This window comes from Micromonospora sp. DT44 (assembly GCF_049841635.1).
Lineage (GTDB): Bacteria > Actinomycetota > Actinomycetes > Mycobacteriales > Micromonosporaceae > Micromonospora.
In genome coordinates, this window is sequence record NZ_JBNCKS010000005.1 from 138,075 (window position 1) to 158,919 (window position 20,845).

Below are 20,845 nucleotides of genomic sequence, written 5' to 3' on the forward strand. Positions count from 1 at the left end.
CTCAGCCCCCCTCCGCGAGCGCGGCCGACAGCCGCGCGATCAGCTCGTCCTCGGACATCGCCGCCAGGTTGTCGTCGGCGTCGTCGGGCACGCCGGTCGCCGTGGTGGCCGGCCCGGTGGTCGCCGTGATGGCGGGCGTGGTGGTCGGCGCGCTCGATCGGCCCACATCGGCGGCCGGATCGAGCAGCGTCAGCAGGTGGTCGGTGAGCGCCGCCGCGTTGGGGAACTCGAACGTGAGCGTCGCCGGCAGGTCCACTCCCAGCGCGCGTTCCAACCAGCCGCGCAGGCTCAGCGACATCACCGAGTCCATGCCGAGGTCGAAGAAGCCCTGGTGGGCCAGCACGTCCACCCCGGACGCCTCGCCCAGCACCTCGGCCACCGCGTCGAGCACCGCCTCCAACAGGCGCTCGGCCCGCTGCTCGGCCGGCAGCGCCAGCACGACGCCGGCCAGCGGCGCGACCGGCGGCCCGGCCTCCTGGGATCCGCCGTCGCTCGCCACCGACTCGACGCCCACCTCGGCCAGGAAGGCGCGGTCGGCCCGCTCCCGGCACACCCGCGCGTACCGGGGCGCGTCCACGTCCGCCACCGTGAACTGGGTCAGGCCCGCCCGGAGCGCCACCTCGAAGGCCTCGCCCACCTCCGCGCCGGCCAGCGGCCGCAGACCGCTGTCGACCATCACCATCCGGTCCCGGCGGGACAGCTCGGCCGGGTCGTCGACGGGCATGAACCGCACCACCTGGACGGGTAGACCGGCCCGCTCCCGCGCCGTGGTCACCGCGTCGACCGCGCCCTCGGCGGCGGCCCGCGCGGCCATCCCGGTGGCCCCCCAGACCGCGGCCGCCGCGCCGGTCAGGCAGAACAGCGGCGGCGCGAGGTCACGGGTCGCCAGGTCCAGCCGGTGTACGACCTCAGCCCAGCGCACGGCCGGCGACACCGCGCCCTCGTCGAGGGTATCGAGCGGGGCGGCCGGCGCGGGCATCCCGACCAGCAGCACGCCCCCGAGCGGGGCGCCCAACGCGTCCGGCGTCAGGTCGGCCGCGAGATCCGCCGCGCGGTCTGCCGCCGATCGTTCGTCCGCCCTACGGTCTGCCGCCGTCAGGTCGATTCGTCGCACCTGCACGCCGGCCGCTGCCAGCTCGGCGAGCCGTACGTTTCCCGGGGACGCACCGTCGGACGGTGTGGCGTCGAGCGGTGTGGCTTCCCCGACGATCAGCCGACGCAGGCCGCGGCGGACGAGCACGTCCACGAACGGTCGGCTGGCCGGGTGCAGCGCGTCGGTCACCAGGTACCAGGCGTCCGGATCACAGTCGAACTCGGGCAGCGCGGTCGGCAGCGGATCCGCCGTGGACAACCGTCCGGCGTACCAGGCTCCTTCGCGCAGGAGCAACTCGTCCTCGGCCGGCCCGGTCGCGGGCCCGCGCGGCGCCGTCAGCGCACCGGCGAGTCCGGCAGCGTCGCCGGGAGTCCAGCCGGCGTCCTGCTGGCCCGCCTCGCCGCCCGCCTGGCCCGCCTCGCCGCCCGCCTGGCCCGCCTCGCCGTCTGCCTGACGCGGCGCGGTGCCGAGCAGGTGCGGGTCGACGTCGACCAGACCACCCCACCCGGGCGCGGCCTCCATGGCCAGCACCCGCCCGGCCGCCCACACCGCCGCCTGCGCCGGGTCCATTTCGCCGGCACCGGTCGGCTGGTACGCCCCGGCGGTGACGACGCGCAACCGCCCGGGCGGCACGTCGAGTCCGGCGCGAAGCTGACGGGCGGCCCGCACGACACCCGCTACCAGGACCTCGACCGGCACACTTCCGGGTGCCGCCGCCGCGACCAGCACGATCCCGTGGTCCGGCGGAACATCGGCCCACGGCGGCAGGTCGCCCTCCGGTGCGCCGCCGGTCGGCCTACCGCCCCGGTCGTCGTCCGGGCCCGAGCCGGCGGACGGTGGCCGCCAGGTCACCTCGACGCCGGCGAGCCGCAGACCGTCGACCACGCGCTGACCCGCCTCGACGGACGCGCCCGTGAGCGGGACGACGAGCCACCGCCCGGCCACCGCCTCCGGGGCGGGCGGCAGGACGCGACGCCAGCGGACGGTGAACGTACGCGCGGCCCAGCGGTCCCGGACGTCGTCGGGCAGGGTGACGGCGGTGAGCGCCGGAGTGGTCGTGACAGCCGGCGTCGTGGTCGCGGAGGCCGACCGCTCCGCGACGGGTGTCGAACCGGTCGCCGGGTCCGACGTGTCCGCCCAGTGCCGGCGTCGCTGCCACGGGTAGCGCGGCAGCACCGCCCGGTACGGGCGGCGGCCGAACAGCCTCTCCCAGTCGATGCCGACACCGACCACGTGGAGCTGGGCGACGACGTCGAGGAATCCCTCCGGACGGCCCAGATCCGCCCCGACCGCCAGGAGGCTCGCCTCCCCTCCTGCGGCGACGGCCGCGGCGTCCGACCCGCCGTCGACCGCGAGCCACACCCGCTCCCCCGCCGCCGCGAGCGGCGCGGCCAGCGCGTCCCAGCCCGACGCCGATGACCGCGCGGGCACCGGGTGCGGACCGGACACCGGCCCGCCCGCCGAGGCCAGCCACAGCACCGGCGCCGAGGACATGTCGGTGGGTGCCGCCACGGTGACGGTCGTGCCGTCGAGCGCCGCGCGGATCGCCCGCGCCGGGTCGAGCGCACCCGCCGCGCACGCCGCCGCCAACTCACCGACACCACGTCCGACGACCGCGTCGGGCCGTACCCCGTATGCCTCCCAGACGGCGGTGAGCGCGAGTTGGACGGCCAGCACGGCGGCCGGCTCGCCCCGATCCGCGTCGCCGGCGGTCAGCGCCGTACGCAGCGCGCCGCTGTCGTCGAGCGCGTCCAACGTGGCCCGGAAAGCGGGCTCGTCGCGATCGAGGGCGCGCCAGTCGACCGGCGCGCGGTCCCCGTACACGAGGACCAGGCGCTCGGACTCGTCGGAGGCCGTGCCCTGGTGCGCGCCGTCGCCACCGGACAGCCCGGCGGCGAGGTCGGCGATCCCGCGACCGACCACCGCCAGCCGGTGTTCCAGGTGAGCGCGGCGGGTCGCCGCGGCGTGGCAGATGTCGGCGATGTCCGCGCCGACCCGCGCGGACAGTACGTCCGCGAAGCTCTCCCGGGCGGCGGCCAGGGCGCCGTGCACGGCGGCCGACAGGATCAGGAGGTGAGCACGGCCGGTCATGATCGCGCCGGCCCTGGAGGACGCGGCGACGTCCGGTGTCCGGTGCCCGTTCTGCGACGACGGGGTGGCCGGCCCGCTGAGCACCACGTGGGCGTTGGTCCCGGCGAATCCGAACGCGCTCACCCCGGCGATCCGGGGTCGCCCGCCGGTGGCCGGCCACTCCGTCGTGGACGTGGTGATCCGGACCGGCAGCCGCGCCCAGTCCACCTGAGAGGTGGGACGGGTGACGTGCAGGTGCGCGGGCAGCTCGCCGTGTCGCAGTGCCAGCGCGGTCTTGATCAGCCCGGCGATACCGGCGGCCGCCTCCAGGTGGCCGATGTTGGTCTTGACGGACCCGACCAGCAGCGGCCGCTCCGGCTGCCGCCCGCCGCCGAGCGCACGCGCGATCGCCCGCAGCTCCACGGCGTCGCCGAGCACCGTGCCGGTGCCGTGCGCCTCCAGGTAGTCCACGTCCGACGCGGCGACGCCACCGGCGGCAAGCGCCGTGCGGATCAGCTCCTCCTGTGCCTCGCCGCCGGGCACGGTCAGGCCGCCGCTCGCGCCGTTGTGGTTGACCGCGCTGCCACGGATCACGGCGTAGACCCGGTCGCCGTCGCGCTCGGCCTGCGCGAGTGTCTTGAGCACCACCACGCCGGCGCCCTCACCGCGCCCGTAGCCGTCGGCACTGGCATCGAAGGTCTTGCAGCGACCGTCGGGCGACAGCGCGCCCGCGGCCGACATGGCCAGGTGCACGGTGGGCCTCACCATCACGTTCACCCCGCCGGCGAGCGCGACGTCCGCCTCCCCGGCGCGCAGGCTCTGCACGGCCAGGTGCACCGCGACGAGCGACGACGAGCAGGCCGTGTCGATCGCCAGGCTGGGGCCACGAACGTCCAGGAAGTACGACAACCGGCCGGCCGTGCCGCTGAAGGAGTTGCCCGTGCCGTAGTAGAGGTCGACGTCCCGGGCCCGCCGGGTGAGCAGTTGCTGGTAGTCGGTGGTGTTCATGCCGACGAAGACGCCGACCCGGGCGGATCGCCGGTGCTCCCGCGTGACCCCGGCGTCCTCGAGCGCTTCCCAGGCCACCTCGAGGAAGAGGCGCTGCTGCGGGTCCATGGCCCGGGCCTCGCGGGCCGAGATCCGGAAGAACGCGTTGTCGAACAGGTCGACCCGGTCGAGGAAACCGCCACGGCGGGTGACCACGGTGCCGGGGGCGCCGGGCCCGGCGCCGAGCAGCGCCTCGGCGTCCCACCGGTCCGCTGGCACGTCGCCGGTGGCGTCGACCCCGTCGGACAGCAGCCGCCAGAACTGCTCGGGACCGTCGGCCCGCGGCAGCCGGCAACCGATGCCCACGATGGCCACCGGCTCGGCCGGCCCGCGTACGACCGGAGCGACCGGAACAGCCGCCGCCGCGATCGGCGGTGACTCGGCCTGGCGGGGCGGCTCAACCGGGCGCGCCGGCTCTGTTGATTTGGCGGCAAGCGGCGGCCCGGCCGGGAGTGCCTCGGCGACGAGGTGATCGGTGAGGGCGTCGATGGTCGGGTGCTCGATGCCGACGGCAGCCCCGAGGACGGCACCCAACTCGCGTTCGAGCCGGCTGACGAGCGCGACCAGGGCGAGCGAGTCCATGCCCAGCTCGAAGAAGCCGCGCCCGCGCGCCAGACGGCGGCCGGGCTCGTACCCGAGGGCCTCGGCGACGGCATCGTTGACGAGGGCGGCGATCCGCTCCCGCTCCACGGGGGTGCGAGCGCGGGCACCGGCCCCGTTGGTGGCTGCGCGGCCGCCGATACCGCTCCCGCCACCGCCGACACCCGCGCCCGCGGCATCCGTACCGCCGGCCGTCGCGCCGTTGGCGGCCGCGCCGCCGACACCGTTGGCGGTGGTACCACCGGCACCGTTGGCGGTGGTACCACCGGCACCGTTGGCGGTGGTACCGCCGACACCGGCGCCGTTGGCGGCCGCACCGCCGCGTTGCTCGCCGACAGCCTCGCCATTCTGGCCACCGCCGCCGTTGGGCGCAGTGGTTGTCGGCACACCGACCCCGGCCAGCGTCTGCACGACGGTGCCGTCCGGCGCGATGAGGCGTACCTCGGCCCGCAGCTCGCCCAGCGCCACGCCGGCGCCGCCAGGGGCACCGTGCGCGGCGCCGACGGAGCCCACCCGCACCGCCTGCGGCGCCGGCGGGGCGACGGACTCGGGGTTCGGCAGCCAGTACCGCTCCTCGGAGAGCCGGACCGGCGGCAGCGGCCGGTACCGACGACCCTCGCCGTACACCGCCGCCCAGTCCACCGCGACACCGGCGGTGTACGCCTGGGCGAGGGCCCGGGTCAGGGTCTCCACCGGGGGTCGTCCCCGCGCCAGGCTGCCGATCGCCGCGCCACGACGGGAGCGGGCCGCGAGTGACGCCGCCAGCGGCCCGGTCAGGACCGGATGCGGACCCAGCTCCACGAAGACCGCCGGCCGCCGGGACAGCAGCCGGTCGATCGCCGGCCAGAACAGCACGGGTTCGCGCACGTTGCGGCCCCAGTAGGCCGGCCCGAACTCCGCTACGACGCCGGTCGGGTCGACGCTGGACAGCATCGGCACACGCGGCTCGGCCGGTGTCAGGCCGTCGAGCCGGCGCTCCAACTCGTCGCCGTACGCCGAGACCGCCGGGCTGTGGAACGCGTAGTCGCCGGCCAGCGGCACGCACCGCACCCCGGCGGCGGTCAGGTCGGCCAGCAGCCGGTCCACGGCGGCCGTCGGGCCGGCGACCACGACCGAGCGAGGCCCGTTGACCGCGGCGATCACGACCTCGGCGTACCTCTCGATGGCGGCGGTGACCTCGTCGGCGGACAGCGCGATGGCGGCCATCCGTCCGCTGCCGGACGCCGGCTGCAACAGCTCGCCCCGCAGCACGATGACCCGCAGCGCGTCTTCCAGCGGCAGCGCGCCGGCCGCGCAGGCCGCGGCGACCTCCCCCATGCTGTGGCCGACGACCGAGTCCGGCGGAACACCCCACCGGGCCCAGAGCCGGGAGAGCCCGATCTGGATCGCGAAGATCGCCGGTTGGGCGAACCGGGTCTCGGACAACCGGCTGCCGGTGCGGCGACCCAGCTCCTCCAGCAGCGACCACCCGGCGATCCGCCGGGTCAACGCGTCGCATTCGTCGAGCGTGGCGCGCATCGTCGCGTCGGCGCGGTAGAGGTCGAGACCCATGCCGGGGTACTGCGAGCCCTGGCCGGAGAACACCTGCACCACGTACGCCGGACCGTCGTGCAGCAGTTCGCCGCTGACCGCGCTGGCGGACCTCTCGCCGGCCTGGTGACCGGCCACCACGCGGCGCAGGTCGGCGGCGCTCGCGCCGGTCACGGCGAGCCGGTGCGTGTGGTGGCTACGCCGGGCGCCGGTGCTGAACAACAGGTCGCCGAGCTGGTCGGGGTCAGCGGCGACGGCGTCGTCGAGCAGTGCCGCGTGCCGGGTGACCTGGTCGGCCAGGGCCGACTCGGAAGGGCCGGACAGCACCAGCACCGGCCACGACACGGGTGCCGACGGCTGCGCGGCGCGCTCCTCTCCGGGCCCGGCGAGCACGACGTGCACGTTGCTGCCGGACAGACCGAACGCGCTGACGCCGGTGAGGCGGTGGGGGGCGTGGGGCAACACCGTGCGGGTGGTGGGGACCGCCAACCCGGAACCGGACCAGCGGAACCGTGGCGTCGGTTGCGCCAGCTTGATCTGCGGCGGGATGACCCCGGTACGCGCGACCAGCAGGCCCTTGAGCAGGCCGAGGATGCCGGCGGCGGAGTCGAGGTGGCCGAAGTTGGCCTTGTGCGAGCCGACGAGCAGCGGGCGCTCCGGGGCACGTTCGGGACCGAAGACCGCCGCCAACGCGCTGAGCTCGATCGGGTCACCCAGCGGCGTGCCGGTGCTGTGGGCCTCGACGTACTCGATGTCGGCGGGCGACACGTCGGCGTCGCGGAGCGCGTTGCGCAGCAACTGCTCCTGGGCCAAGGCGTTGGGCGCGGTCAGGCCGGCGCTGCGGCCGTCGTGGTTCGTCGCGCTTCCCTTGATCACGCCCCAGATCTGGTCGCCGTCGGCGACGGCGTCCGCGTACCTCTTGAGGACGACGACCGCGCCACCCTCGCCACGCACCACGCCGTCGGCGTCCGCGTCGAACGGGCGGCAGAGCCCCTGCGGTGACAGCGCCTGGATGCGTCGCATGTAGAGGGTCAGCTCCGGACCGACCATCAGGTTGACCCCACCCGCCAGCGCGGTGTCGCAGTCGCCCGCCGCCAGGGCACGCGCGGCGAGGTGCACCGCCAGCAGCGACGACGCGCAGGCGGCGGTCAGGGTCATGCAGGGCCCGTTCAGACCGAACGTGTACGCCACCCGGCCTGACCCGAAGCTGAACTCCTTGCCGCTGGCGTAGTGCGCCCCCACGTGGTCGACGCCGAGGGTGCGGGCGTGCAGGACGGCGTAGTCCATCGCCAGGATTCCGAAGTAGACCCCGGTGTTACTGCCCGCCCAGGCGGACAGCGGCACGCCGCTGTGCTCCATGGCACGCCAGGCGAGCGTCAGCAGAAGCCGCTGCTGCGGGTCCATCTCGCGCGCCTCGTGGGGCGAGACGCCGAAGAACTCGGCGTCGAACAGGTCGATGTCGGGCAGGAACCCGCCGGTGCCGACCGTCTCGAGCGAGGCGGCGCCGGGCCGCCCGGCCGGGACGCGGCCGGTGACGTCACGCCCCTCGTCCAGGACGCGCCACAGCGAGTCGAGGTCGTCCACCCCGCCGGGGAACCGGCATCCGACGCCTACCACCGCGATGTCGGTGGCACCTGCCCTGGAGGCTGAGCGACGGTCGCGGCGCATCCCCACGGCACCCCCCACGCGCATCCGTTCGGTGAACTGTAGCGGCCATTCCCCGCCTGATGATTTCCCTGTACGTTGAAGTACATCGGACGAGAAGCGAGATGTCAATGCTGATAGATCACGTCCTGGTTGCCGAAGAAGCACGGGAGAACGGGCGTTCAGGACCGCCGTCGTTGACGGTGTTCGGCTTCCCGGCCGCCGGTGGCTCAGCGTCGCATTTCACCAGGTGGAGGCGGTGGCTGCCGGCCGGAGTGGTCGTCGAGCCGGTGGAGCTGCCCGGGCACGGCACCCGCCGGCAGGAGCCGGCGATCGACGACTGGCCCCGGCTGGTGAACGCCGCGTGCGACGCGGTGCGGGACCGCCTGTCGGGTCCGTACGCCCTGGCCGGGCAGAGCTTCGGCGCGCTGCTGGCGTACGAGGTGGCGGCGACGCTGTCGCGCACCGGCCCGGGCCCCGAGCTGGTGATCGTCGCGGGGCGCAACGGACCCGCCGCCGGTCTCGCCCACCGCCCCCTGCACGCGTTGGACGACGACCGGCTGATCGAGTCGCTGGGACGCCTCGGCGGCACCCCGGCCGAGGTCCTCGCCGAACCGGCGCTGATGCGGCTCGCCCTGCCGGTGCTGCGGACCGACCTGCGGCTGGCGGAGACCTACGCCCGCCCACCCCGGGCGGCGTTGGGATGTCCGATCGCCGCCCTGGTGGGCCGCCACGATCGGATGGCCGACGCGGCGGGCGCGCTGGCCTGGCAGCAGGAGACGGCGGAGCGCTTCGACCTGACCGTCGTGAACGACGGGCACTTCATCCTCGACCATCCGCAGGTCGTCGACGTGGTCACGGCGCGGATGGCCGAGCTGCTTCGCCGGGTGGGTCGATCCGGGGCCGGTACCACCAGCGGTTGACCCGCCCGGCCACCACCACCGCCAGCACCGCGAGGGCTATCCCGGCCAGCAGGTCGACGGCATAGTGCTTGCGCAGGTACAACGTGGACAGCAGCAACCCCAGGCCGATCGGCAGGTACCACCAGAAGAGGCGACGGGCGTCGCGCCACAGATACACCATCAGCACCACCGTCATGGCGGTGTGCAGGCTGGGAAAGAGATCCCGCGCCGGACCCTGCACGGCGGTGATGGCGTCCAGCGCGCCGCCGATCGATCCCTCATGACCGGGCAGCGGGTCGGCGTAGACGTCGGTCTGGTAGATGTGCGGACCCACCCCGGGCACCAGCACGTAACCGGAGTAGCCGACCACCGCGGTGATGGAGATCGCGAGCGCGAAGTCGTGGTACTCGCGCGCATGGCCCCGCACGAACGAGGAGATGGCGTACGCCGCCTGGGACAGGCCGTAGCTCAGGTAGCAGATCGCCATGAACAGCGTCAGCGCGGGTGAGCCGAGGGTGTCGTTGAGCCAACGGCTGACGTCGCCGCCGAAGACGGACCGGTCGAACTCGATCAACGCGGGGTCGACGAGGGGGAAGTCGAGTTCCGGGGTGATGTCGCGCAGACTCGAGTAGATCACCAGGCAGGACAGGAACGGCACCGCCGTCCTGGCCACCCCGCCGACGAACCGGGCCAGCCTCGCCGGACCGCCCGCCCGCGCGTCGAGCGCCGTCGGCCCCGACGCGACGGCGCGGCGGCGCCGGGACAGCGCGAACCCGGCGATCAGCGCGCCGGCCAGCACGGTCGACGCGGCGATCAGCGCCCAGGAGACCGCGCCGGTGACGAGGGCGAGCCCGGCGACGAGGCTGAGGGCCACCGCGAAGAGGCACTCCTCCGGCCACAACAGCGGGACGCGCCGGCTGTCGCCCCGGTCCCGTGCGACTGCCACGGGCCGGGGCGTGCCAACGGTCATGCCGTCTCGCCGTGCGGGGTCGAGGAGCGCCAGAGAACCGGGCAGAACTGCGGGTCGGCGTAGTCGGGCAGACCCGCCTCGTCACGACGTACCAGGGAATCGTGGTTGTAGACGACGAGGTCGCCGTCGGCGCGGTGGAACCGCCGGTAGCGGTTGTCGCCGTCCTGCAGGTGCAGGGAGATGGCGCGCCGGGGGCGCGGACTCCGGTTGGCCCCACTGCCGTGGTACGTACGGCAGTGGTGGAAGCTCATGTGGCCCTGGGGGATGTGCATCGGGATCTTGTTGACCTGCGCACCGTTGTACTCGGCGTTGCTGACGAGCAGATCCTCCAGCTCGGAACGGTCGCGCTCGGCGAAGTGCCTCGTGGTCTTGTCGTCGCCGCCGACCTCCTTCCAGGTGTGGCTGCCGTCGACCATCGTGATCGTGCCCATCTCCTCGGTGCACTCGTGCATCGGGATGAAGGCGGTCAGCATCCGCTCGGAGGTGCAGGTCTGCCAGTAGTGACGGTCGAAGTGCCAGGGCACGATGTTGGTCGGCTCGCCGGGGCTCGGCGGCTTGAGGATCAGGGTGCTCTGGAACACCCGGATCTCGGCCGCCTCCGCCAGCCGCGCCGCGACCGCGCCGATGATCGGCTTGCGCAGGATCGCGGCGACCTCGTCGCTCTCGTAGTGCACGTAGTCGTTGTGTCGCTGCACGTCGCCGTGTTCCGGCTCCCAGTAGGCCAGCTTCGCCGGCCGCCGGGGCAACCGCCGGTCGCGGTGACCCGCGTAGAACCGCTCACTGGCCTCGACGAGCGTGTCCACCTCGTCGTCGGTGAACAACTTCTGGCTGAGGTACCAGCCCCGCTCGGCGTACGACCGGACGTCCTCGTCGGTGGGCAGCGCGGCCCGCTCCTCGTCGGTCAGCGTGAATTCCGTCGTTGTCATCGCGCTCCTCTCATCGTTGATCTGTGGTGGTGACCGCCGCCGCCGGGTCCGCCTCCCGAGCCCGCGCCGTGGAGGGCGGGCCGAACATCAGGCTGACGTTGTGTCCGCCGAACGCGAAGGAGTTGGACAGGACCGCGCGGGGCCGGACCGGACGCGCCTGACCCCGCACGTGGTCGAGGTCGCAGGCCGGGTCCGGATCGTCCAGGTTGTGGGTGGGCGGCAGCATCCCGTAGGTGACCGCCAGGGCCGTCGCCGCCGCCTCGACGGCTCCGGCGCTGCCCAGCAGGTGCCCGGTCACGCCCTTGGTGGAGCTGACCGCCGGGGCGTGCGTACCGAAGGCGGTGTGGACGGCGCGGGTCTCGGCCAGGTCGCCCCGCTTGGTGCTCGTGCCGTGGGCGTTGATGTAGTCGACGTCGGTGGGCGCGACGCCGGCGTCGGCGACCGCCCGGCGCATGCTCTGCGCGGCGCCGGCGCCGTCCGCCCGCGGCGACGTGGGGTGGAAGGCGTCGGTGGTGGCACCCCACCCGATGATGTCGGCGTAACCGGCAACCCCGCGCGCGTCCGCGTGATCGGCGCGCTCGACGACCAAGATCCCGGCGCCCTCGCCCAGCACGAAGCCGTTGCGTCGCCGGTCGAACGGGCGACTCGCCTGGGTCGGGTCGGACCAGCCGGTGGCGAGCGCCCGTGCGTTGGCGAAACCGGCGGTGCCGGTCGGCCCGAGCGGCGACTCCGCCCCGCCGCACACGACCACGTCCGCGTCGCCGGCCCGGATGAGTCGCAGCGCCTCCGCCACGGCGTGCGCGCTGGCCGCGCAGGCGGTCGCGATGCACGAGCTGTAGCCCTGGATGCCGTACCTGATGGCGATGCGCGCGGCGGCCATGTTGGGGAGGAAACCCGGATAGAGGTACGCGCTCACGGCGGTGCGGCCGCGCTCCTCGCGGGCCTTGGCCTGCGCCTCGTAGGTGGTGAGGCCACCCGCGCCACTGGAGACGACCACGGCGACCCGCAGTGGGTCGACGTCGCGGCCGACCTCCAGGCCCGCGTCACGCATCGCGTCGTCGGCGGCGGCCAGACCCATGATCAGGAACCGGTCGGCGGCCAGCACCTCGTTGGGCGGCAGCACGGTGGTGGGATCGATGTCCGGGGCGATCCCGACCACCTCCGTGGCGGCGGCCGCGCCGTGCCCCTCGGGCGGGCGCACCAGACCGGAGCGCCCGTTGCAGATCGCCGCGAAGAAGTCCGCCACCCCCCGCCCGACGGGCGTCACCAGCCCCATGCCGGTGATGGTGGCCGAGGGTCGGGTCGATCCGGTCATGTCAACCGCCTTGTCCGCCGCCGGTCGGCGGCCTGGTCATCTCGTGGTCCGGCGTGAGCAACAGGGCCGTCGCGCCGGAGGGCTTGGCCGGGTCGGTTTCGTGCTCGACGACGATCACCAGCGCCTCCGCCGCGTCCCCGTCGGCGAAGAGGCCCTCCGCCACCGTTCGGCCCTCGCCGAAGGGATCGCCGGTCGGGCTGAGCGACACGACCGGTCCGGTCAGGGCCCACTCGGTGGCGACGTGGCCGAGGACCGAGTTCGGCACGGATTGGAAGAAGTACATCGGCGACACCCGCCGGCCCCCGTCCACCTCCCCGGCGATGGCCGCCGCGGTGGCCTGGTCGGCGTACGCGCTGACCAGGACGACGGCGGTGGGCCCGACGGCGCCCACCCCGGCGCGTCGTTGCAGGCAGCGGCCGGCGACGGCCACGACGAGCGGGGGGAACGGCGAGGCGACGAACCCGCGGACCGCGGGTGGCGGGCCGGCGTCGCCGGGCTCGGGCCACGCCGCGCGGGCCAGCTCACGAACCGCGCCTCCGGCGGTGTCCAGGCCTGTCACACCGCCCCCAGCACCAGAGCGGTGTTGGCGCCACCGAAGGCGAAATTGCAGCTCAGGGCATACCGGCCCACCATCGGGCCGGGCTCGCGCACCACCCGTACCGGGCACTGCGGGTCCGGCTCGGTGAAGCCGGCATTGACCGGCAACCGGCCGGCGTCAAGGGCCAGCGCGGTGACCGCGAACTCCAGCAGGCCGGACGCCTCCAGGGCGTGCCCGTGCACGGACTTGGTCGAGCTCACCGCCACCGACTCGACCGCCGCGCCGAGGCCGATGCGCAACGCGCTGCTCTCGGCCGCGTCGGCACGTGTCGTGCCGGTGCCGTTGGCGTTGACGTACGCCAACTCCTCCGGCGTCACGCCGGCCCGGGCCAGGCCGGCCCGGATGGCCGACGCCATCCCGGCGCCACCCGGATCGGGCTGGCAGACGTGGTAGGCGTCGCCGGCCCGGGCCCAGCCGGCCAGCCGGGACCGCACCCGACCGCCCCGTCCCTGGGCGGCGGCCGCCGACTCCAGCACCACGGCGACGACCGCGTCGCCCAGCAGCATGCCGCGCCGGCCGTTGCTGAACGGGCGGACGGCGCCGTCGTCGGCCAGGGCCCGGCCGGCGTCGAAGAGGGCCTGGTGGTCGGCGTCGACGAGGAAGCCCCCGGCGACCACGGCCCGCTCGCACCGGCCCCGGGCGATCATCGAGGCGGCCTCGGCCAGCGCGGTGCTGCCCGCCACACACGCCGACGTGTAGACCCGCGCGACGCCGCCGAGGCCGGTTCGCCGGGCCACGGTGGCGGCCAACTCGGCCGGCCCGTTGCCCGATCCTCCGGCGCGGACCACGCTGGTGCCCGTGCCGGTGGCGAAGTACAGCGGGCACTCGCCCCGTCGGTGTGCCAACCCGGCGTCGTCGCAGGCGTCCGCCACGACGGCGACCACCTCGGCGGCCAGGTCTCCGGTGTCGGCGAGGGTGGCCGCCGCTCGTACCCGGCTACGGCCCGGGTCGAAGCGACGGACCTCGCCGAACACGGGCTTCCCGGCCAGCACCGCCGCCAGCAGCGGCGCGGGGCCGCGGCCGTGGGCCGTCAGGAGGCCCAGTCCGGTGACCACGACAGTCGTACGGGTCACTCCGACTCCGCCGCCGTCAGGGTAAGACGACTGAGGATCTCCGCCGCACCGGTCACCGTGGACATGGCCGCCAGCTCGTCGTCGTCCAGGTCGAGGTCGAGGCCGTAGCGCCGCTCTATCTCGTAGACCAGCCGGGCGAGCTCCAGCGAGTCGATACGCTCACGCGAGGCGTCGACGCTCCGGTAGCCGACGTCGGCGAGGATCGACAGGATCTCGTCGCGGCGATCGCTGTAGCCCACCGTCACTCCGCCGTGGTGGCCGGTGCGACGGGGGCGCTCCGCGCCGGCTCCGCACGCCCGGCCACCTCGGCGGCGAACCGGTCGAGCGAGTAGTCGGCCAGCTTCTCCAACTCCTCGTCGGTGAACTTGACGCCGAAGGTGTCCTCGACGCGGACGGCGAGTTCGGCGACGGCCAACGACTCCAGGTCGAGCCCGGCGGGACCGAGCACCGTCTCGCCGGTGACGTCGTCGACGTCGTAGTTCATCTGGGCCAGGGCATCGACGATGGACTGGCGAACCTCATCTGACATTGCTTGACTCCTCCCATGGAATGGGTCGTGGTGCGGATTGCGACGATCACCGGCGACCCCAGGGGCCGGGCGTCGGAGCATCTGGTCGGCACCGCTGCCGACCTGCTCGGCGTGCCGGCCGCCGACGTTGGCGTGGCACGGGACCAGACGGGCCGGCCGAGGCTCACCGGCGCGGCGCGCGGGCTGCACGCGAGCATCAGCCACGGGCGCGGCGTGGTGGCGGTGGCCGTCTCCGCGGTGACTCCGGTCGGTGTGGACGTCGAGCGCGAACGCGCGCTGCCCGGCGCGGCGTTGGCTCGGCGCTGGATGGCGCCGGCCGACGCCGACTGGCTGACCGACCAGCCGGGGTCGCTGCACACCAGCGCGTTCCTCTGGCTGTGGACCCAGAAGGAGGCCATCGGCAAGGCGCGCGGCACCGGCCTGCGCGGCGGCGGCCTACGGCAGCCGCTGGTGCTGCCAACCGTCTGGCCGGACCCACCGGGGTCGCTGCCGTTGCGCCCCGTGCCGGGCAGCCGGGCCGGGGTGGCCTGCGGCTCCCTCCCCGAGGGCCTGGTGCTGGCCGTCGCCGGGCAGGACCGACCGGGCCAGGGCGACATCGCCGGCATCCGGCTGCTCATCGGCCCACCGGAGGCGCCCGCGTCATGACGGCCGGGGGGCCGTCGCGCCACCGACGTCCCGTCTCGGGGCATCATGACGACGTCGGCTCGGCCGACGCGCGGCGCAACACGGCCACGTCGCGGACCAGCTTGCCGCTGGACGTACGCGGCAGCCGTTCCAGGATCTGCCACCGCAACGGTCGCTTGTACGGGGCCAGGACGTCCTCCAACGCCGCGTCCAGCTCACGGCCGGTCAACGGCTGGTCGACGGCCGTGTACGCCTCGATGGCGCCGCCGTCGAACGTCACGACGACCTCGGTGACGCCGGGCAGGTCGAGAATGGCCTGTTCGACTTCGGTGAGGTCGACCTTGAGGCCCCCGATGGACACCTGCGAGTCGAGGCGACCGCGGATCGTGACCAGCCCGGTGGCGGGGTCGAGCGTGGCGGCGTCACGGGTGCGTAGCCAGCCGTCGGACCAGCGGCTCTCGTCGACGAGCCCCACGTACGGTGTCACGGGCCGACGGACCTGGAGCTCACCGTCGACGACCCGGACGTCGATCCCGGGCGCCGGGCGCACCCCGGGTCGGTGCGCGCCGAACAGGTCGGTGGCGATGACGCCGACCTCGGTCATCCCGTACATGTTGCCCAACACGGTGTCGTAGCACTCCGCGAAGCGCTCGGGAACGCCGGGCCGGACCAGCTCGCCCGCCGTGGTCATCCGTACGAACTGCGGCAACGGCCCGGCGGGACGGCCGGCCATCAGCATTTCGAGGTGGACGGGCACGCCGATCACCGTGGTCGGCGTGGAGTCCCCCGCGATGACGCCCAGCACGCCGCCCACCGTCATCCGCTCCGGCAGCGTGAGCGTGACGCGGGCGTGCAGGGCGTAGAGCAGGCCGCCGACCAGACCGAGGACGTGTGCCATCGACGCGAGCAGCACGAGCCGTTCGCCGGGTCGGGGCACGCCGTCGGTCAGCGTGTAGCGCTCGATCTCGGCGACGAGGTCGTCGACGGTGCGGCCGATGACCTTCGACGGGCCGGTGGACCCGGAGCTCAGCTGGATGAGGGCGTGCGGCGTCGACGCCGGCCGGCCGGCCGGGCGTGCGATGACCGTCTCGTCGACGGTCACGAAGCCGCGCAGGGGCGGGAGCACGGCGTCGGCGGGTTGGACGAGGAACTGCGCGCCGACGCGTTCGAGCGCCCGCTCGACCTCGCCGCGCGACAGCCGGTGGTCGAGCAGCGTCACCTGGGCCCCGATCCGCCAGGCGGCGAGCAGGTTGGCCACGTACGCCAGCGAGGAGGGCAGCCGCAGCGCTATCGTGCCGCCCGGACGAAGCCCGGCGTCGGTGAGCCGGGCCTGCCGGGAGGCCACCTCGGCGCGCAGCTGCGCCCGGGTGACCGGCATGCCGAGGACGAGGCAGATCTCGTTGCCCGGCCCGGCCAGCAGGACGTCGTCGACCCAGCCCGTGCTGTGCGCGGGCAGATCGTGCCGGACAGCCGCCAGCGGCGAATCTATAGTGGACACAAGGCCTCCACGCTGCTCGAACGGCGGGCCGGCTCGACTCGACGGGTATGTACGTGCCGAACGGAGGAGTTTCCTCATCTGATGACATCCCGGTTCGATGAATTATATCGGCGCGGTCTCCACCGTCAAGCGCCCGCCGGACGGTGGCCCCGACGGTGACGCCCCAGGTGTCGCCGTCCCGGGCCAGGGCCGTGCTCGTCACGCTCTCCCTGGCCGCGTTCGCGTTCGTCACGACCGAGCTGCTGCCGGTCGGCCTGCTGACCCACATCGCGGTCGATCTCGACCGGTCCCGCTCGCGGGTTGGTCTGCTGGTCAGCGGGTACGCCGTCGTGGTCGTGCTGGCGTCCGTCCCGCTGGCCCGGCTGACCCGGCGAATCCCCCGTCGGCACCTGCTCGGCGTGACGATGTTCCTGTTCGCCGCCGCGAACGGCACCGCCGCGCTCGCGCACACGTACGCCACGCTGGCCGGCGCCCGGCTCGTGACCGCTGTCGCCCAGGCGCTGTTCTGGTCCATCGCCACGGCGACGGTGATCGGGCCCTTCCCCCTCGCGGTCCGGGGCCGGGTGGTGGCGCTGTTCGGGGCCGGAGTGACGCTCGCACCGGTGCTCGGCGTACCCCTCGGCACCTGGATCGGTCAGCAGGCAGGTTGGCGCGCGTCGTTCGCGGCGCTGGCGGGGATCGGTCTGGTGATCGCCGCCGCGGTGCTCGTCCTGGTGCCCACGTACCCGCCGGAGGCTGGCGGCGCGGCCCGGGGCACCGCACCGGACGGGCGGCGCTTCGCCGTGCTGCTGACCGCCACCGCCCTCGGCGTCGGCGGCTTCCTGACCTTGCAGACCTACATCGCACCATTCCTGCTGGACGTCGCCGGCTTCACCGACGCGGCCCTGACGCCGCTGCTGTTCACCGCCGGTGTCGCGGCCGTCGTCGGCACCCTGCTCTCGGCCCGGACCCTGGACGCCCGGCCGATCGCCTCGCTGCTGACGCCGCTGAGCATCGGTACGGCCGCGCTGTTCGGCATGTACGGACTCGGCGTGCTCCGACCCGGCGCGGTCGCGTTCCTCGCCGGGCTCGGCCTCGCCTACGCGGCGTTCGCCTCCGCCGTGCAGAACCGGATGCTGCACCTGGCTCCCGGCAGCACCGACATCGCGTCGGCCGGCGTCAGCACCGCCTTCAACGTCGGCATCGCCGGCGGTTCGCTGCTCGGCGGCGCCCTGCTGCCCACGGTGGGGGCCCGCGTGCTCGCGCTCGTCGGTGGACTGCTGACGCTGGCCGCGCTCCTGCTGCTCGCCCAGGACGCGAGGACATCCGCCCGGTCCGACAAACTTCAGAAACTGTCAACTGGCTGACGTCAGGATGTCCGCGCACGACATCCCTCCGCGAGGACAAGGCTCCATGACCACGTCAGAGAACAGCACCCGGCTCCAGCCGGCGCAGCCCGGCGCCCACGGCGATCCGGACGAACCCCAGCAAAACCCCCCGACGCAGCGGGCTACCGCCACTCGGCCCGGTCCCCGCCCGGCACTGACCCTCTTCGCGCTGGCGCTGGGCACCTTCGCCATCGGCACCGGCGAGTTCGGCAGCAACGGGATCCTGCAACTCTTCGCCGCCGACCTGGGCGCGTCCATCCCGGTCGCGACGTACGCGATCAGCGCCTACGCCTTCGGCGTCATGATCGGCTCACCGGCGATCACACTCCTCGCGGCGCGCGCCAACCGCCGTACCCTCCTGCTGGGTCTGATCGCGTTGTTCCTGGTCGGCAACGTCCTGTCCGGCCTGGCCCCGAACATCGCGACCCTCGTCGTCTTCCGCTTCATCACGGGAAGCGTGCAGGGCGCGTTCTTCGGCGCGGGGGCGGTCGTCGCCGCGTACGTCTACGGTCCGGGCAAGGGTGGCCGGGCCTTCGCCACCGTAATGGGCGGCCTGACGGTGGCCACCATCCTCGGGTCGCCGCTCGGCACCCTCGTCGGCCAGCAGGCCGGGTGGCGGGCGACCTACTGGACCGTGGTCGGCCTGGGGCTGCTGGCCGGCGCGGCGCTCCTGGTGTGGCTGCCGCGCACCGACGACCTGCACGGCAGCGCGGTGGCGCACGAGCTCGCCGCCCTCCGGCGACGCGAGGTCTGGCTCATGGTCGCGGTCGCGGCGCTCGGCATCTCCAGCATCTTCGCCGTCTACACCTTCATCGGGCCGTTCGTCACCGACGCGGCTCGGGAGAGCACGTCGCTCATTCCGATCGCCCTGGCCGTCTTCGGCCTCGGCATGGCGTCCGGGAACTACTTCGGCGGTCGCGCCGCGGACCACGACAGCAGCCGACCGCTGATCTACGGGTTCAGCTACGTCCTCGTGCTGCTCGTGGCCATCGCATTCACCGGCCGGGAGATCCTGATCCTCATGCCGGCGCTGTTCTGTGTCGGCGCGACCATGATGTTCGCCATTCCCGCCATCCAGGTACGGCTGACCCAGTTCGCACCCGGCGCGCCGACCCTCATGGGCGCGCTCAACCTGGCCGCCCTCAACCTCGCCAACTCGCTCGGCGCGATCGGCGGCGCCGTCGCCCTCGGCGTCGGCTGGGGAACCCTCTCCACCGTGTGGGCGGGATTCGTCCTGACCAGCGCCGGCCTGGTCCTCTACCTCACCACCATCGGTCGACCCCGGCGAACCGTCGCGTCCGCGACGCCCCGGTGATGAACACGGCCCGGGGTAAGTGACACGACGCGGCGAACTCAGTGCCGATCCACTCCTGGTCAACACGGGGCACCTACCGTTCGACTGTGAGCACCCGAGACGCCGACGGTCCTGTCCTCGACGCGGAGCAGTTCGACCGCCTCGCCAGCTACGGCACGGAGGAGGAGGTCCACCAGGGCCAACACCTGTACGCCGCCGGCGACAGCACCTACGACTTCTTCCTGCTGCGTACGGCGACTGCCGAGGCGGTCCGCAACGCGACGGCGCTGGAGCCCGAACGGCTGATCTACCGGCGTGGACCGGGCGAGTTCCTCGGCGAACTGAGCCTGCTGACCGGGCAGCAGGTGTTCCTCACGGTCCGCGTCGTAACCGCCGGGACGGTCGTCCGGATCACCGCCCCCGAGCTGCGCCGCGTGCTCGCCGACCAGGTCGACATCGCCGACGTGCTGATCGAGACCTTCCGGGCCCGGCGCGAGCTCATGCGCGGCGCGGCCGGCAACGCCCTGGAGATCGTCGGTCGGCCGCACGTGGCCGAGTCGCTGGAGCTGCGGACGTACGTGAACCAGATGCTCCTCCCGCACGCCTGGCTCGACGCGGCGTCGCTGCCCGGGCGGGCGCTCCTGCGCGCCGAGGACGTCGGCGAGGACGACCTTCCGGTCGCGGTCACCAGCAACCGCGTACTGCGTCGCGCCACTCCCGGCACGGTCGCGGAGGCCCTCGGTCTGACCTACGTCGCCACGGCGCGCGACCCCGACCTGGTCGTGGTCGGCGCCGGGCCGGCCGGGCTGGCCGCGGCGGTGTACGGCGCCTCCGAGGGTCTCATCACGGTGCTGCTGGACGGCACCGGCCTGGGCGGCCAGGCGGCCAAGAGCGCGCGCATCGAGAACTACCTCGGCTTCCCCGAGGGGGTCAGCGGTGAACAGTTGGCCCGGCTGGCGATGCTCCAGGCGTTGAAGTTCGGCGTGCAGATCTACGCGCCGTGCGCGGTGGTCGGCCTCGACGTCTCCGACCAGAGCCGTCCTGTCGTGGAGTTGGCGGACGGCACCCGGATCGGGGCGTCCGCGGTCATCGCGGCCACCGGAGCCCGGTACCGACGCCTCGACATCGAGCGGTGGGCGGAGTTCGAGCAGAGCGGCTGCGTCCGGTACGCGGCCACCGAGCTGGACGTGCGTGGGTACGAGTCCCAGCCGGTCGCCGTGCTGGGCGGCGCCAATTCGGCCGGGCAGGCCGCGCTCTCCCTGGCCGCGCGCGGCTGCGCCGTACACCTGGTGGTGCGCGCGGCCGACCTCGGCGCCAAGATGTCGGCGTACCTGACCGACCGGATCCGGGCCGATCCCAGGATCACCGTCCACACCGGCAGCACCCTGCGGGAGCTGCACGGAGAGGACAGCCTGACGGCGATCGTCGTGGCGAAGGAGGGCGATCCCACGCGGTTGGACTGTCGGGGGCTGTTCTGCTTCATCGGCGCCGAACCGGAGTCCGGATGGATGAAGGGCATCGCGATGGACGACAGCGGTTTCGTGCTGACCGACAGCCGACTGCCTCCCGGCACGCACGACGCGCCGCTGCCCTTCCAGACCAGCGCCGCACGCGTCTTCGCGGTGGGCGACATCCGCTCCGGCTCCACCAAGCGGGTGGCGACCGCCGTCGGCGAGGGGGCCGGCGCGGTCTCCGCGGTGCACACCGTGCGATCCCGCTGAGTCTGCCGGGCGGCGCTGCAACCTGACGACCCGCCTGCCGGCCC

14 protein-coding genes are annotated in these 20,845 nt (G+C 74.0%); 5 read left to right on the forward strand and 9 right to left on the reverse strand.

Annotated features, from left to right (window positions below):
* Position 1 precedes the first annotated feature (1 nt).
* Positions 2–7,957, reverse strand: a complete 7,956-nt coding sequence (locus tag ACLQ25_RS04795) for a type I polyketide synthase (protein WP_425729432.1) — start codon at positions 7,955–7,957, stop codon at positions 2–4.
* Between the two features lie 152 nt (positions 7,958–8,109).
* Here ACLQ25_RS04795 and ACLQ25_RS04800 point away from each other — a divergent pair, with 152 nt between their 5' ends.
* Positions 8,110–8,907, forward strand: a complete 798-nt coding sequence (locus ACLQ25_RS04800; protein WP_425729434.1) for a thioesterase II family protein — start codon at positions 8,110–8,112, stop codon at positions 8,905–8,907.
* On the opposite strand, the gene ACLQ25_RS04805 is transcribed toward ACLQ25_RS04800, so the two are convergent.
* From ACLQ25_RS04805 to ACLQ25_RS04835, 7 genes are read right to left on the reverse strand one after another with little or no spacing between them, the layout of a single operon-like run.
* Positions 8,840–9,832 carry a phosphatase PAP2 family protein gene (locus ACLQ25_RS04805; RefSeq protein ID WP_425729436.1) on the reverse strand — a complete coding sequence of 331 codons (993 nt, stop codon included), beginning with the start codon at positions 9,830–9,832 and terminating at the stop codon, positions 8,840–8,842. The genes ACLQ25_RS04800 and ACLQ25_RS04805 overlap by 68 nt on opposite strands.
* Before the next feature lie 20 nt (positions 9,833–9,852).
* Entirely contained in the window at positions 9,853–10,782 is a 930-nt protein-coding gene (locus ACLQ25_RS04810) for a phytanoyl-CoA dioxygenase family protein (RefSeq protein ID WP_425729438.1), read from the reverse strand.
* A gap of 10 nt (positions 10,783–10,792) precedes the next feature.
* A complete protein-coding gene (locus ACLQ25_RS04815; protein ID WP_425729440.1) occupies positions 10,793–12,097 on the reverse strand; it encodes a beta-ketoacyl-[acyl-carrier-protein] synthase family protein in 1,305 nt (434 codons plus the stop codon).
* 1 nt (position 12,098) lies between these two features.
* Positions 12,099–12,656 (reverse strand): beta-ketoacyl synthase chain length factor, encoded by a 558-nt coding sequence (locus ACLQ25_RS04820; protein WP_425729442.1) that lies wholly within the window; start codon positions 12,654–12,656, stop codon positions 12,099–12,101.
* Complete coding sequence (locus ACLQ25_RS04825) at positions 12,653–13,768, reverse strand: beta-ketoacyl synthase N-terminal-like domain-containing protein (protein WP_425729444.1); 1,116 nt, start codon at positions 13,766–13,768, stop codon at positions 12,653–12,655. Before ACLQ25_RS04825 ends, ACLQ25_RS04820 begins: the two co-directional genes overlap by 4 nt.
* Entirely contained in the window at positions 13,765–14,007 is a 243-nt protein-coding gene (locus ACLQ25_RS04830) for a hypothetical protein (RefSeq protein ID WP_425729446.1), read from the reverse strand. The genes ACLQ25_RS04825 and ACLQ25_RS04830 overlap by 4 nt, the downstream gene beginning before the upstream one ends.
* A gap of 2 nt (positions 14,008–14,009) precedes the next feature.
* Complete coding sequence (locus ACLQ25_RS04835) at positions 14,010–14,297, reverse strand: acyl carrier protein (protein ID WP_425729448.1); 288 nt, start codon at positions 14,295–14,297, stop codon at positions 14,010–14,012.
* Positions 14,298–14,312: 15 nt separating this feature from the next.
* Between ACLQ25_RS04835 and ACLQ25_RS04840 the strand changes: the two genes are divergently transcribed.
* Positions 14,313–14,942, forward strand: a complete 630-nt coding sequence (locus ACLQ25_RS04840; RefSeq protein ID WP_425729450.1) for a 4'-phosphopantetheinyl transferase family protein — start codon at positions 14,313–14,315, stop codon at positions 14,940–14,942.
* A gap of 43 nt (positions 14,943–14,985) precedes the next feature.
* Here ACLQ25_RS04840 and ACLQ25_RS04845 read toward each other — a convergent pair whose 3' ends face one another.
* Positions 14,986–16,299 carry a class I adenylate-forming enzyme family protein gene (locus ACLQ25_RS04845; RefSeq protein WP_425729472.1) on the reverse strand — a complete coding sequence of 438 codons (1,314 nt, stop codon included), beginning with the start codon at positions 16,297–16,299 and terminating at the stop codon, positions 14,986–14,988.
* 275 nt (positions 16,300–16,574) lie between these two features.
* Between ACLQ25_RS04845 and ACLQ25_RS04850 the strand changes: the two genes are divergently transcribed.
* The 3 genes from ACLQ25_RS04850 (at position 16,575) to ACLQ25_RS04860 (ending at position 20,801) form a co-directional block, all read left to right on the forward strand.
* Complete coding sequence (locus tag ACLQ25_RS04850) at positions 16,575–17,765, forward strand: MFS transporter (protein WP_425729452.1); 1,191 nt, start codon at positions 16,575–16,577, stop codon at positions 17,763–17,765.
* A 46-nt stretch (positions 17,766–17,811) separates the two neighbouring features.
* Positions 17,812–19,101, forward strand: a complete 1,290-nt coding sequence (locus ACLQ25_RS04855) for an MFS transporter (protein WP_425729454.1) — start codon at positions 17,812–17,814, stop codon at positions 19,099–19,101.
* A gap of 86 nt (positions 19,102–19,187) precedes the next feature.
* The gene (locus ACLQ25_RS04860; protein ID WP_425729456.1) at positions 19,188–20,801 is read left to right on the forward strand and encodes an FAD-dependent oxidoreductase; all 1,614 of its coding nucleotides are present in this window, start codon (positions 19,188–19,190) and stop codon (positions 20,799–20,801) included.
* Positions 20,802–20,845: the final 44 nt, after the last annotated feature.